Here is a 13,595-nt window from a genome sequence, read left to right as displayed (position 1 = left end):
AGCCAGGATCAAACTCTCCAAAAAAAGTTTGTCACCAAATGCTCTTTTAGAATCAACAGGCACGCTTTTCGTTTTGTTCAGTTTTCAAAGATCATGTTGAAAAAAAGACGACTTTCTTATAATAACCTTAAATTTTTACTTTGTCAACAGATTTTTTTATCATTGTATCATTGATCATCAATAAGGACGGGTATTAATATAACACCATTTTCATAACAAATCAATAGTTTTGCATAAAAAAATTTATTTTATATAAAAAAATTATTCCATTTCCAGCAGGAAGACAAAAGGGAGACCAGCCGTCTCCCTTTTGAAAATCATCATTTGTTTCTCATCTGCGGGAATAAAAGAACATCGCGAATAGACGGAGAATTGGTTAAAAGCATGACTAATCTGTCAATGCCAATGCCAAGCCCACCTGTTGGAGGCATGCCATATTCAAGAGCTTCAATGAAATCTTCGTCCATCATATGCGCCTCGTCATTTCCCTGCTCTCTTTCTTTTAATTGAGCTTCAAAGCGTTCACGTTGATCAATAGGATCGTTTAATTCCGTAAAGGCATTTGCATGCTCGCGACCGACAATAAACAATTCAAAGCGATCTGTGAATCTTGGATCCGCTTCATTCTTTTTGGCGAGCGGAGAAATTTCAACAGGGTGACCGTAAATAAATGTCGGCTGAATTAGTTTATCCTCGACTTTTTGCTCGAAGAACTCATTGACAATATGGCCGTATTGCATATTTTCGTTAATTTCTACTCCGTGTTCTTTAGCTAATACCCGCGCTTCTTCGGTAGATGTAACATTCCAAAAATCAACATTTGTATATTCTTTAATCGCATCTACCATGTGAAGTCTCTTCCATTTTGGTTTCAAGTCCACTTTATATTCATCGTATTGGATTGTCGTTGTACCTAATACTTCTTGTGCAATATGAGCAATCATGTTTTCTGTCAATTCCATAATATCATGGAAATCTGCATATGCCTCGTACAGTTCGAGCATGGTAAACTCGGGATTATGTCTTGTTGAAACGCCTTCGTTGCGGAAAACGCGGCCGATTTCATAAACTTTTTCTAAACCGCCGACAATCAGCCTTTTCAAATGAAGCTCAATAGCAATTCTCATGTACAAAGGCATATCCAAAGCATTATGATGAGTGATAAACGGACGTGCTGCCGCTCCTCCAGCAATGGAGTGCATCATTGGTGTTTCTACTTCCAAATACCCGTGACTGTCTAAATAACGGCGCATGGATTGGATGATTTTGCTTCTTGTTATAAATGTGTTTTTGCTGTCAGGGTTCATAATAAGATCTAAATAACGCTGGCGGTAGCGCTGTTCAATATCTTTAAGGCCATGGTATTTATCAGGAAGAGGGCGCAAAGCTTTCGTGAGCAGCACAAATTCCGTTGCTTTTACCGAGAGCTCGCCTACTTTTGTTTTAAAAACCGTTCCCTTCACGCCAATAAGATCACCTAAGTCAGCCATATCAAAAATTTCATACTGATCCTCGCCGACGCTGTCCTTCCGAACATAAATTTGAATTTGGCCCGACAAATCTTGGATATGGGCGAAACCTGCTTTCCCTTTTCCACGTTTTGTCATAATTCTGCCAGCTATAGAAACAAAAATATTTTTTTCCTCAAGTTCTTCCTTTGTAAACTCGCCGTACTGCTCTTTTAGTTCAATCGCCTGATGCGAGCGTTCAAATTTTTTTCCGAAAGGGTCGATTCCTTTATCTTTTAATGCATGAAGCTTTTCCCTGCGAACCTGCAATTGATCATTCAACTCTTCTTGGTTATGCAAACCTTCTTTGCTCATACGTATCCACTCCAATAATCTTAAAATTTAACATAGAAAACTGCCAGATTACTGGCAGCCGTCAAAGTATAAGAGAAAGCAGATTGTCTTTATGCGGATTGACGCTCTTTCTCTTCCACTTCACTTACAAAACGTTCAAGAAGGGAGACCAGTTCTTCTTTTGTTTCACAGTTATTAATAGCATTTCTCACTTTTGCATTGCCTCGAATACCTTTTAAATACCAAGCGGCATGTTTACGCATCTCTCTAACAGCGATGTGCTCACCTTTTAAATTGATTAAACGTTCTAAATGCAGTTTGCATACATCAATCTTTTCCCGAACTGTCGGCTCTTCAATTAATTCTCCCGTTTCTAAATATTTAACAGTGCGATAGATCATCCATGGGTTGCCTAATGCAGCACGGCCGATCATAACCCCGTCTGCACCCGTCTCGTCCAACATTCTCTTTGCATCTTGAGGGGTTTTGACATCCCCGTTGCCAATCACCGGAATATTCACAGCCTGCTTAACTTCTCTAATAATGTCCCAGTTGGCTTCTCCCTCATACATTTGAACACGGGTTCGTCCATGCAATGCAACAGCCTTGCCCCCTGCCCGCTCAACGGCTTGGGCATTTTCCACCGCATAAATATGTTCTTCATCCCAACCCATGCGCATTTTGACAGTTACCGGTTTTTTCACTGCATCCACAACAGCGGCAACCATGTCATAAATTTTATTGGGATCAAGAAGCCATTTTGCTCCGGCATCACATTTCGTAATTTTCGGTACAGGACAGCCCATGTTAATATCAATGATATCTGCTGTTGTATTGTTATCGACAAATTTTGCCGCTTCCACTAATGTTTCTTTTTCACCGCCAAAAATTTGCAAGCTTAATGGTTTTTCCCGTTCATCAATATAGAGCATGTCCATTGTTTTCGCATTTTTATATAAAATGGCTTTATCGCTGACCATTTCAGCACAAACTAAACCCGCTCCAAATTCTTTGACCGTCAGCCGAAAAGCCGAATTGCATACGCCGGCCATCGGAGCAAGCACAACACGGTTTTTCAATTGAATATCTCCTATTTTAAACAATTTCACCTGCCTCCTTTATTTTTCAGTATCCTCAGGCATCAGCTCGTTCACGCTTACATTCAGCTTAGCAGCAATAATTTCTACTAATTCCTTGCTGGGAAGTCTGTTGCCCCTTTCAACTTCACCAAGAACCGATACAGAAACGCCTAAGTCTTTTGCAAGGCTTTCTTGTGTATAGCCTTTTAGCTTTCTAAAAGCGCGAATCCTTCTTCCCCATTTTTCTGCTTCCATATTCGCACTCCTTTTTTATCTTTTAATTGATCTATTAAAACCAGTAAAGAACGATGCTGATTAGGCCATTGTACATCTCGATCAATTTCAAACAAAGGAATCAATACGAAAGATCGTTCAAACATTCTCGGATGAGGTATGGTAAGCTGTTCTGTTTCAATATTTTCGTTATTATATAATAAAATGTCAAGGTCTATCGTTCTAGGCCCCCATTTAACTTCCCTTGATCTTCCTAAATCATATTCGATTTTTTGCGTAAATGCCAGCAGCTCATACGGCGTGAAATTCGTCGCGATTTTAATGACCATGTTCAAAAACAATTCTTGGTCAATATAACCAACCGGATCGGTTTCATAAATAGAAGACATTTTGATAACCTCAACATCTGGATGCCTGTTCAATTGATTGATGCTTTCTTCCAAATAATATTCCCGATCGCCGATATTCGATCCTAAAGAAATATATGCATAGTTTTTCATGTTCTTCCCCTTTTGATTTCTACTGCTACAGACTTGTAATGACCCGGGATTGGCGGATCCGGCTTTACCACTTTTACTGTGCAATACAAAACAGTCGAAAACTCTTTTAACAGTTCAGATGCTAAATTTTCTGCAACGGCTTCAATAAGCTTATAGGGCTTGCCTTCCACAATTTCCTTGCAAACCGTGTACACTTTCGCATAATTCACTGTATCATCTAGTTCATCCGTTTTTCCTGCTTGCTTTAGATCCGTCTCTAAAATAACATCAACTCGAAATCGCTGTCCAAGTTTATTCTCTTCAGGATAAACGCCATGATAGCCCCAAAACTCCATTCCCGTTACATAGATCTTATCAATCGTGATCGCGCCCCTTTCCGAGCATCGCATCCATCATTTTCACCATCCGCGCAATCGGTTTAACGTCATGAACCCGAACGAATTGACAGCCCTTTTGCACTCCTAAGCATACGGTAGCCGCTGTGCCTTCCATACGCTCCTCTACCGGTAGATCGAGAACTCGTCCGATAAATCTTTTTCTCGACGTACCCAGCAAAACAGGGAAACCAAGGTTTGTAAATTCCTCCAGATGACGCATGACGTAGAGATTATCTTCAAAAGTTTTGGCAAAACCGATTCCTGGATCAAGGATGATTTGTTCGTCCCGAACGCCTGCTTTTTTGGCGATCTCGACACTTTCCATTAAATCGGAAATCATGTCTTTAATCAGATCGTTATACCCTTCTTTTTCTCGATTGTGCATTAGAATGATTGGGACGTTATATTCTGCTGCCACGCGAGCGATGTCCGGCTCCTTTTTCGCCCCCCAAACATCATTGATGATGGTTGCTCCAGCTTCCACCGCTTTTTTTGCCACATTCGCTTTGTACGTATCAATGGAAATAGGAACATGAATTTCTTTTGATAATTTTTCAATGACTGGAAGAACTCTGGCCAGCTCCTCCTCTTCTGAAACGGGTTCATGGCCCGGACGGGTTGATTCACCCCCGACATCAATGATATCGGCGCCATTTTCCACCATTTCTTTTGCATGCTTTAAAGCTTTCTCGATATCATTAAATTTTCCGCCGTCCGAAAAAGAATCAGGCGTAACGTTTAATATTCCCATTACTTGGGTTTTATCTTCGTAGTGTAATTGATACGGTCCGCACTGTAATATTTTTTCTTTCTCTATTACACCCATTGTTCATCACCCACTTCGAATTCAGATCTTGTCAAAATATGCTGCCGCACCTTCTTATAAATGGTGATTAATCGATTGGTCAAAATTCCCTGTTCACCTGCAAATGCAGTCTGACCAATATGTGTAATTGGGACAATCTCCTGCAAGGAATTTGTGATAAAAGCTTCTTGTGCAGATAACAGATGATCCAATGGATACAATCCTTCTTCATAAGGGATGCGATGTTTTTCAAGGATGGTTAACACGAACTGTCTAGTAATTCCGTTTAATATTCCTGTGCTGACAGCCGGTGTATAGACGGTGTTGTTTTTTACCCAAAAAATGTTGGAAACAATCCCTTCTGCGACATATCCTGAATGTGTTAAAAATATACCTTCCGTTTTCGGATGATCTCCAATTTCTCTCTTTGCCAGCACATTATTTAAAAAATGGTGCGATTTTATGCGAAATGATCCTTCCGGCGTGTTTCGCCGAACCGAAAGAATGACCCCCTGTTTTGTCAATCTTTCCGGCAAATTTAACTCTTTTATAAAAAAGATTAACACCGGATTTTTATAAGGAGCCGCCGACAACCCCAGCTCCTCTGCACCCGCTGAAACATTTATCCGGATATATGCATTATTTAAATGATTTAATTCAAGCAGTCTTTTAATAATTTGTTCTGCTGCCGAGTAAGAAAGAGAAAAATCTATGCCAAGCTCGCGAACCGCTGCATTTAAGCGATCGATATGATCATACAGTAAAAATGGATGACCGTTATAAGTCCTTAATGTTTCAAAAGCGCCGATTCCGTATAAAAATCCATGATCGAACGGAGAAATATGCAGCTCATCCTGCTTTTTATATTCACCATTTACATATAAGTACACTTTTATACACTCTTTTCTTCCGTACGATAATAGGAAAGGAAATGCTTTAACATCAGTTTTCCATGTTCAGTCATAATTGATTCCGGATGAAACTGCACGCCTTCAACCGGCAAAGATTTATGGCGGATTCCCATAATCTCTCCGTCATTCGTCCATGCTGAAATTTCAAAGCAATCCGGAAGCGTTTCTTTTTTGACAATTAAAGAGTGGTACCTTGTAGCGGTGAACGGGTTGTCTAAGCCGTCGAAAATAGTTTTTCCGTCATGATAAATTTGCGATGTTTTCCCGTGCATTAATTTGTCTGCGCGAACAACATCCCCACCGAACACTTGAGCTATTGATTGATGACCTAAGCATACGCCAAAAATCGGAATTTTCCCTGCGAAATACTTAATTGCCTCCATGCTGATCCCCGCCTCATTCGGCGTACACGGACCGGGAGAAATCATCAAATAGGCTGGATTGAGCTGTTCAATTTCCTCAATCGTAATTTCATCATTTCGTCTGACAACAAGCTCTTCGCCGAGCTCACCAAGGTATTGGACTAAATTGTACGTAAAAGAATCATAGTTATCAATCATTAAAATCATCTCTTCTCACCTCTAACTAACTTATTCTCATCTTCGCTCAAATCTTTTGCTTTCCATAACGCTTTTGCTTTTTTCAAACACTCTTTATATTCATATTCTGCAACAGAATCAATGACGATTCCAGCACCTGCTTGCACATAACCCCAACCGTTTTTAGCCAGTAGCGACCGTATTACAATATTAAATTCTAAATCTCCATTAAAGCCGAGCCAGCCGATCGAACCAGTATATAACCCTCTTCTAGTCGGCTCCAGCTCTTCAATTATTTCCATTGTTCGAACCTTCGGCGCTCCCGTGATTGTGCCGCCCGGAAATACAGCACGCATAATGTCGTAAAATCCTTTTCCTTCTTGCAGCTCTCCGCGAACATTTGACACGATATGAATGACATGTGAATATTTCTCAATAGCCATCAGTTCGTTAACTTCAACACTGCCATATTTACATACCCGCCCTAGATCATTTCGTTCTAAATCTACAAGCATGATATGTTCTGCACGTTCTTTTTCATTGGTGATTAATTCCTCAGAAAGCTGGCGGTCTTCTTCATCGCTTCTTCCTCTTGATCTCGTTCCAGCAATCGGACGGGTATTCAGTACATTTCCCCTCTTTTTTATGAGCAGCTCTGGAGATCCACTGGCAATTTGAAACTCAGGAGTATGAATATAGGCCATATATGGGGATGGGTTAATTTTCCGTAATGCTTTATAAATTTCAAACGGATGCGTCGAAAGCGGTTTTGCTTGTCTGACGGATAAGTTGACTTGAAATACATCACCGCTTGCAATATAATCCTTTACTCTTTCAACAGCTTTTTTAAACGGCTGTTCCATAAACATTATCGGCTCATAGCTGAGATCAGCTGAATTCGTATAGCTGAAAATCGTTTCCTCACTTTGCTTACACCATAAAGCTTTCATTTCTTCCAGCCGCTTTTGTGCAGCATCTTTTTCCCCATGTTTATGATACGTTATCAGCCAAAGTGTTTTTTCAGTATGATCAAAAACGGCGATATCTTGAAAAACGATAAAATAAATGTCGGGCACGTGTAAATCGTCCACAGCTATATTGGGTAATTTTTCGAAATAACGAACTGCATCATAGCTAATAAAGCCGATAGCGCCTCCTTGAAAGTCGGGAAGGGAAGGATCGCTTTCACATTTAAACTGTTTCATCCATCCTTCAAAGAGCAAGAGCGGATTTCCTTCCTTTACTTCTTTTTTGTTCCCGCTATAGATCGTAATTGCCCCGTTTTTTCCTTGTATGACGGCAAAAGGGTTTAAACCAGCTATGCTGTAGCGGCCGCCTCTTCCGCTTTCGAGAAGAGCGTAATGTTGTTGTTGTTTTGCCAGCGTTTCAAAGCGATTGAAAAATCGTTCTTTTTCAAAAGGTATTTGGACTGCCAGCAGTTTTCTCACAAATTCCATCGTTCACTCTCCTTCACCCATAAACTTATTTTACAACAAGAAGGAGAGCTTGGCATCAACAGTATTATTTTTCCCCTTCACATAAAATCCAAAAGGCTGCCGACAAAATTCGTCGACAGCCTTTAAACTATTATTCATTCTATTATTCTTCGTCAAACTTATATAATGGAGTACTTAAATATCTTTCTCCATTACTTGGGATGACTGCTAGTACCTTTTTGCCTTTTCCTAGCTCTTTCGCCACTTTCAATGCAGAGAAAATGGCAGCACCTGAAGAAATTCCGCCTAATACTCCTTCTTCTCTCGCAGCTTTTCTAGCGGTTTCAAAAGCTTGCTCAGTTGTAACAGTAATGACTTCATCATAAATCTCTGTATTTAAAATATCCGGAACAAATCCTGCTCCAATACCTTGAATTTTATGCGGACCTGGTTTTCCGCCCGATAATACAGGTGAATCAGCCGGCTCAACAGCATAAATTTTTATGTTCGGATATTTTTCTCTTAATACTTGACCAGCACCAGTAATCGTACCTCCAGTACCGATTCCGGCGACAAATGCATCCAATTGATCACCCATTTGCTCAACGATTTCCGGGCCAGTTGTTAAACGGTGAATTTCTACATTTGCACGGTTTTTAAATTGCTGCGGCATGAAATAGCCGTGTTTTTCCGCAAGCTCTTCTGCTTTTTTAATAGCCCCTTTCATGCCTTCTGGACCAGGAGTTAAAACAAGCTCTGCTCCATATGCACGCAATAAATTACGGCGCTCTAAACTCATTGTTTCTGGCATAACTAAAATAGCATGTAAACCTTTTGCAGCTGCCACCATTGCTAAACCGATCCCTGTGTTTCCGCTTGTCGGTTCGATAATTGTGTCTCCTGGTTTTAGTTTGCCTTCTTTTTCTGCCGCTTCAATCATTGCTAATGCAATACGGTCCTTTACACTTGATCCAGGGTTAAAAAATTCAAGCTTTAAATAAACGTCTGCACTGTCCTCTTCTACAATTTTTCCCAATTTTACAACAGGAGTCTTTCCAATTAGATCTAATATAGAGTTTGCAACAACTGCCATCTTATACACCTCTATTTCCGAGTAATTATATTGGTTTTATTGAAAATAATATACCAATAAATTTATGAATTGTCAATCTTTTTCTTCATTTTTCATAAAACCATGTTACGCCGATGTCATCCCACAACTGCTTTGCTGATACATTTCCTTCCATCTGTTCCAAAGCGATTTGCCTGCGAATCTGATCCTTTACTTCGTCAAACTCCAGCTGTTCTCCTTTTATTTTCTCATGCAAAAATATAATCGCATATCCTCTTTCCAGCGGTATTGGGTCCGACCACTCATTGACCTTCATTGTTTTAGCTTGTTCAATATATTCCGGCGGTACATCGCTGGAACCTTCGGAAACATAACCGAGGTCTCCGCCTTCCTTCGCCGTCAACTGATCCTTGGACCGTTCAGCTGCAATCCCTTCAAAGCTTGATCCGCCTTTTAATTCATTTATAATTTGTTGGACTTCTTTTTTTGAATCAACCACGATATGGGAAAGATGATACGTGTCATTCATAATATATTGATGTTTATTTTCTTCATAAAATTTCTTCAATTCATTCTCACTAATGTTGACATCTTTCGTTAAAAGCTCTTCTAATAAAATACTATAGCGAATTTGTTTTCTCAGTTCTTTGTCGTTAAGCACGCTATCGCCGTATGATTGAGACGATATTTTATACATTTGTATTTCACGTTCAACTGTTTTTTCATCTACATCAATATGATTCTTTTTTGCAAGCTCGTCCACAACTTGAATATTGATCATTTCCTCAAGTGTTGTTTTCCCAAATCGTTTTTCCAGTTCATTTAACCATTCCTGCCTCGTAATGCGGCTATCGCCGATTTTGGCAACAATTTCATCATTTTTCTCTTTTTGCGCTTCTCTTGTATAAGCACTTACCAAAAAGGCAATCGTCACGCAGTTCGTTAATACAAGACTGAAAATTATGACCAAAAGCGCTTTTTTACTCATTCCTCCAGCTCCCTGCCATAAGCTATTTTCTAGATGCCGCTTCTTTTAATTCCTGCAACTCTTCTTTTGAAAACACATATATCTCATTACAGAAATGGCATTGAGCTTCAGCTTTTTCATCCTCATCGATGATTTGTTGAATTTCCTCTTCTCCTAGACTAATAATGGCATTTGCAAACCTATCTTTAGAACAGCTGCAGTGGAAGCTGACAGGCATGCGATCGATCACTTTCATATTCCCTTCGCCCAGAACACCTTCCAATATTTCTTCAGGAGTCAGCCCTTTTTGAATTTGCTTAGAGATCGGCTCTATTGTTTTTAACCGCGTCTCAATTTCCGTAATGATTGATTCTTCAGTTCCCGGCATAAGCTGAATAATAAATCCGCCAGCAGCCAGAACAGAGTTATCAGGATTGACTAAAACTCCCACTCCTACTGAAGACGGGACTTGCTCTGACGTCACTAAATAATAGGCAAAATCTTCTCCCAGCTCCCCGGAAATAATAGGGACTTTACCGGAAAAATGTTCCCTTAATCCTAAATCCTTAACAATCGACAATGTACCGTTTTTCCCGACTGCGCGGGCTACATCCAGTTTTCCATGTTTATTTAATTCAAAATGGGTCTTAGGATTGGATACATAACCTCTCACTTGACCTTTTGAATTACTGTCAATAACAATGGCTCCTATTGGACCGCCGCCTTCTATTTTTATCGTCAGCTTCTCATCACCTTTCAGCATCGAACTCATCATCACGCCGGCTGTCATTGCTCTTCCAAGAGCAGCGGTAGCAGTCGGCCATGTTTGGTGGCGACGTTGAGCTTCACTCACTGTATCAGTCGTCTTCACTGCATATGCACGCACTCCTCCGTCATAGGCCAAAGATTTGACTAAATAATCGTTCATTTGTTTCCTACTCCCTTCCGAGATTTCGTTCGTAAATTAACCGCAAGCCTGTTAATGTTAACAATGGATCAACGATTTCGATCATGTCAGATTCATTGGCGATTAACCCAGCTAGACCGCCTGTTGCAATAACTTTCGGTTCTTTTTTAGCTTGCGCTTTCATCCTTCTGACAATTCCTTCTACTTGGCCAACATAGCCGAATAAAATTCCTGATTGCATGGCGGCTACTGTATTTTTCCCAATAATATGATCAGGTTTGGCGATTTCGATTCTAGGAAGCTTCGCGGCTTTTGAGTATAAAGCTTCGGTGGAAATGTTAATCCCTGGTGCAATGGCACCGCCTTCATATTGTCCTTTTTCATTAATGTAGCAATAAGTTGTTGCTGTGCCGAAATCAACAATAATAAGCGGACAGCCATATAAATGAACACCGGCAACTGCATTGACGATCCTGTCCGCCCCAACTTCACGCGGATTATCATACTTTATATTAAGGCCTGTTTTAATTCCTGGGCCGACAATAAGCGGATCTACATGAAAATATTTCTCGCACATTTTTTCCATGGCATACATAATCGGTGGAACGACAGAAGAAATAATGATTCCCGTTATGTCCGAAAATTTTAATCCTACGTATTCAAACAATGATTTAAACATCATTCCGTATTCATCTTCGGTTTTATGTCGATTGGTTTCAATTCGCCAATGGTAAAGCAATTGTTCTTTTTCGTATACTCCAATCACGGTGTTTGTATTCCCAACATCTAAAGCTAAAATCATGTCCATCACCTTTTCCCTTCGTTCAAACATTCCCTCATCATCATATCACATATTGATCGCAGTAGGCTGCTATCGGGCACGAAGGCAATAGAAAACCGCCAACTTTGTATAGTTGACGGCTTTATTACTTATTCTTCTTTAAGCTCCGGTTTGATAGAGGGAGCCTCATCTTTCTTTGTCTGAATATTGACTTTTACAGCTTCATCTTTTTGGTTGTTCTCTTCTTTTTTCACATTTTCTGAAGCTGCTTTTTGTTCAGACTTATCAGGCAATGAACCGTGTTCCACCAGATGTTTAATTTGTTCTGCATCAAGTGTTTCCACTTCTAATAACGTTTTTGCAATTAGTTCAAGTTTATCGCGATTTTCTGTCAAAATTCGTTTTGCTTTTTCATAACATTCTTTAATGATGCGCTGAATTTCTAAGTCAATTTCATAAGCAATCGCATCACTATAATTTTGCTCACTTTGGATGTCACGCCCTAAAAAGACCTGGCCTTGAGAGCTTCCAAATTGCAATGGACCCAATTTTTCTGACATTCCAAATTCTGTAACCATTCTGCGCGCAATATTTGTCGCACGCTGGAAGTCGTTGTGGGCACCGGTGCTAACTTCACCGAAAACAATTTCTTCCGCAACCCGACCGCCAAGCAATCCTGTTATTTTGTCAAGGAGCTCAGGTTTTGTCATGAAATAGCGGTCTTCTTTTGGCAGCATGACAGCATATCCTCCAGCTTGACCCCGAGGAACAATCGTTACTTTATGCACCATTTCCGCCTCATCTAAAACGAGACCGATAACGGTATGTCCGCCTTCATGATAGGCAACAATACGGCGCTCCTTTTCCGAAATAACCCTGCTTTTTTTCGCAGGTCCTGCAATTACACGATCGGTTGCCTCATCTATATCCGCCATATCGATTTTCTTTTTATTTTGGCGAGCAGCAACGAGAGCAGCCTCATTCAATAGGTTTTCCAAGTCAGCTCCAGAAAAGCCCGGCGTTCTCATCGCAATGTTCCGCAAATTCACCGATTCATCCAACGGTTTATTGCGTGCATGTACTTTGAGCACTGCTTCGCGCCCCTTCACATCCGGACGATCAACCGTAATTTGACGGTCAAATCGACCAGGGCGGAGAAGGGCTGGGTCTAAAATATCCGGACGGTTTGTCGCCGCAATAATAATGATTCCTTCGTTGGAGCTAAATCCATCCATCTCAACGAGAAGCTGATTTAACGTTTGTTCACGTTCATCGTGACCGCCGCCTAATCCCGCTCCTCTTTGGCGTCCAACAGCATCAATTTCATCAATAAAAATGATACATGGGGCATTTTTCTTAGCCGTCTCAAACAAATCCCGAACACGAGAAGCACCTACACCGACAAACATCTCAACAAAATCAGATCCGCTTATGGAGAAAAACGGCACACCTGCTTCTCCAGCCACCGCGCGGGCCAGCAATGTTTTACCAGTTCCCGGAGGGCCTACTAAAAGGACTCCTTTCGGTATGCGCGCTCCAAGTTCAGAAAACTTGCGGGGATCCTTTAAAAATTCAACAACTTCCACTAGTTCAGCCTTTTCCTCATCGGCTCCTGCAACATCTTTAAATTTTACTTTTTTCTTGTCGTCGTTATACAGCTTTGCCTTGCTCTTCCCGAAGTTCATAACTCGGCTTCCGCCGCCTTGAGCCTGATTGAGCACAAAGAAGAACAAAATAAAGATTATAATAAATGGGATGAGGGATGTGAAAAATTGCACCCATCCGTTTGTATCATCTGCTGGGGACCATTTAACTTCCGTTTGATTTTTTGAAGCAGCAGTATTGATGAGGTTTAATGCGTCATCGCCTGATAAATAGGTGATAAAGTATTGATTTTCTTCATATCCCTTCAGCTGTCCTCTGACTTCATATACTCCTCTTACTGGTTTTAACGTTATATTTTCAACATCTCCGTTTTCCAAATTGGAGATGAAGGTACTATATGTCATTTGTTCAGTTTTTTGGTTACCGCCCTGAAAAAAATTCACAACGCCGATAACCACTAAAAAAATCAGCAAATAAAATATGGTGTTTCGGAAAATCCGATTCATTCCTTACCTCCTCCCACAATGAAACAAACTATATTCAATAGTATCATAGAAAATCATCCCAGCACAACTGATAC

14 protein-coding genes are annotated in these 13,595 nt (G+C 40.5%); all 14 read right to left on the bottom strand.

Going from position 1 to position 13,595, the window contains the following annotated elements; genetic code table 11:
- Positions 1 to 320 precede the first annotated feature (320 nt).
- On the bottom strand, positions 321 to 1,823 hold the full coding sequence (gene lysS, locus FB379_RS14710) for a lysine--tRNA ligase (protein ID WP_130157184.1): 1,503 nt from the start codon (positions 1,821 to 1,823) through the stop codon (positions 321 to 323).
- 89 nt (positions 1,824 to 1,912) lie between these two features.
- Positions 1,913 to 2,905 carry a tRNA dihydrouridine synthase DusB gene (gene dusB / locus FB379_RS14705; RefSeq protein WP_144598270.1) on the bottom strand — a complete coding sequence of 331 codons (993 nt, stop codon included), beginning with the start codon at positions 2,903 to 2,905 and terminating at the stop codon, positions 1,913 to 1,915.
- Positions 2,906 to 2,920: 15 nt separating this feature from the next.
- Positions 2,921 to 3,136 carry a helix-turn-helix domain-containing protein gene (locus tag FB379_RS14700; protein WP_063387553.1) on the bottom strand — a complete coding sequence of 72 codons (216 nt, stop codon included), beginning with the start codon at positions 3,134 to 3,136 and terminating at the stop codon, positions 2,921 to 2,923.
- Positions 3,088 to 3,615, bottom strand: a complete 528-nt coding sequence (gene folK / locus FB379_RS14695; RefSeq protein WP_063387554.1) for a 2-amino-4-hydroxy-6-hydroxymethyldihydropteridine diphosphokinase — start codon at positions 3,613 to 3,615, stop codon at positions 3,088 to 3,090. Before folK ends, FB379_RS14700 begins: the two co-directional genes overlap by 49 nt.
- On the bottom strand, positions 3,612 to 3,974 hold the full coding sequence (folB, locus tag FB379_RS14690; RefSeq protein ID WP_063387603.1) for a dihydroneopterin aldolase: 363 nt from the start codon (positions 3,972 to 3,974) through the stop codon (positions 3,612 to 3,614). Before folB ends, folK begins: the two co-directional genes overlap by 4 nt.
- Positions 3,970 to 4,818, bottom strand: a complete 849-nt coding sequence (gene folP, locus FB379_RS14685) for a dihydropteroate synthase (RefSeq protein WP_063387555.1) — start codon at positions 4,816 to 4,818, stop codon at positions 3,970 to 3,972. Before folP ends, folB begins: the two co-directional genes overlap by 5 nt.
- On the bottom strand, positions 4,809 to 5,687 hold the full coding sequence (gene pabC / locus FB379_RS14680) for an aminodeoxychorismate lyase (protein WP_144598269.1): 879 nt from the start codon (positions 5,685 to 5,687) through the stop codon (positions 4,809 to 4,811). Before pabC ends, folP begins: the two co-directional genes overlap by 10 nt.
- A gap of 2 nt (positions 5,688 to 5,689) precedes the next feature.
- Entirely contained in the window at positions 5,690 to 6,277 is a 588-nt protein-coding gene (gene pabA, locus FB379_RS14675) for an aminodeoxychorismate/anthranilate synthase component II (RefSeq protein ID WP_066247253.1), read from the bottom strand.
- Positions 6,274 to 7,704 (bottom strand): anthranilate synthase component I family protein, encoded by a 1,431-nt coding sequence (locus FB379_RS14670; RefSeq protein WP_144598268.1) that lies wholly within the window; start codon positions 7,702 to 7,704, stop codon positions 6,274 to 6,276. The genes pabA and FB379_RS14670 overlap by 4 nt, the downstream gene beginning before the upstream one ends.
- A gap of 142 nt (positions 7,705 to 7,846) precedes the next feature.
- The gene (gene cysK / locus FB379_RS14665; protein WP_066247248.1) at positions 7,847 to 8,776 is read right to left on the bottom strand and encodes a cysteine synthase A; all 930 of its coding nucleotides are present in this window, start codon (positions 8,774 to 8,776) and stop codon (positions 7,847 to 7,849) included.
- A gap of 85 nt (positions 8,777 to 8,861) precedes the next feature.
- Complete coding sequence (locus tag FB379_RS14660) at positions 8,862 to 9,743, bottom strand: peptidylprolyl isomerase (protein ID WP_144598267.1); 882 nt, start codon at positions 9,741 to 9,743, stop codon at positions 8,862 to 8,864.
- A gap of 22 nt (positions 9,744 to 9,765) precedes the next feature.
- The gene (hslO, locus tag FB379_RS14655) at positions 9,766 to 10,650 is read right to left on the bottom strand and encodes an Hsp33 family molecular chaperone HslO (protein WP_066247243.1); all 885 of its coding nucleotides are present in this window, start codon (positions 10,648 to 10,650) and stop codon (positions 9,766 to 9,768) included.
- Positions 10,651 to 10,657: 7 nt separating this feature from the next.
- Positions 10,658 to 11,431, bottom strand: coding sequence for a type III pantothenate kinase (locus FB379_RS14650; RefSeq protein ID WP_063387562.1), 774 nt, complete (start codon positions 11,429 to 11,431; stop codon positions 10,658 to 10,660).
- 128 nt (positions 11,432 to 11,559) lie between these two features.
- Positions 11,560 to 13,521: an ATP-dependent zinc metalloprotease FtsH gene (gene ftsH, locus FB379_RS14645; protein WP_066247240.1), complete on the bottom strand. Its 1,962-nt coding sequence runs from the start codon at positions 13,519 to 13,521 to the stop codon at positions 11,560 to 11,562.
- Positions 13,522 to 13,595: the final 74 nt, after the last annotated feature.

The sequence above is a fragment of the Aeribacillus composti genome, assembly GCF_007827555.1.
In the GTDB taxonomy this organism is placed as follows: Bacteria; Bacillota; Bacilli; order Bacillales; family Aeribacillaceae; genus Aeribacillus; species Aeribacillus composti.
Note: the sequence above shows the minus strand (reverse complement) of the source record. Positions and strands in the feature narration are given on the sequence as shown.

Coding starts and splice junctions, on each gene's coding strand:
- lysS (WP_130157184.1), bottom strand. CDS start 1,823: ATGAGCAAAGAAGGTTTGCATAACCAAGAAGAGTTGAATGATCAATTG.
- FB379_RS14700 (WP_063387553.1), bottom strand. CDS start 3,136: ATGGAAGCAGAAAAATGGGGAAGAAGGATTCGCGCTTTTAGAAAGCTA.
- folK (WP_063387554.1), bottom strand. CDS start 3,615: ATGAAAAACTATGCATATATTTCTTTAGGATCGAATATCGGCGATCGG.
- folP (WP_063387555.1), bottom strand. CDS start 4,818: ATGGGTGTAATAGAGAAAGAAAAAATATTACAGTGCGGACCGTATCAA.
- pabA (WP_066247253.1), bottom strand. CDS start 6,277: ATGATTTTAATGATTGATAACTATGATTCTTTTACGTACAATTTAGTC.
- FB379_RS14670 (WP_144598268.1), bottom strand. CDS start 7,704: ATGGAATTTGTGAGAAAACTGCTGGCAGTCCAAATACCTTTTGAAAAA.
- cysK (WP_066247248.1), bottom strand. CDS start 8,776: ATGGCAGTTGTTGCAAACTCTATATTAGATCTAATTGGAAAGACTCCT.
- FB379_RS14660 (WP_144598267.1), bottom strand. CDS start 9,743: ATGAGTAAAAAAGCGCTTTTGGTCATAATTTTCAGTCTTGTATTAACG.
- hslO (WP_066247243.1), bottom strand. CDS start 10,650: ATGAACGATTATTTAGTCAAATCTTTGGCCTATGACGGAGGAGTGCGT.
- FB379_RS14650 (WP_063387562.1), bottom strand. CDS start 11,431: ATGATTTTAGCTTTAGATGTTGGGAATACAAACACCGTGATTGGAGTA.
- ftsH (WP_066247240.1), bottom strand. CDS start 13,521: ATGAATCGGATTTTCCGAAACACCATATTTTATTTGCTGATTTTTTTA.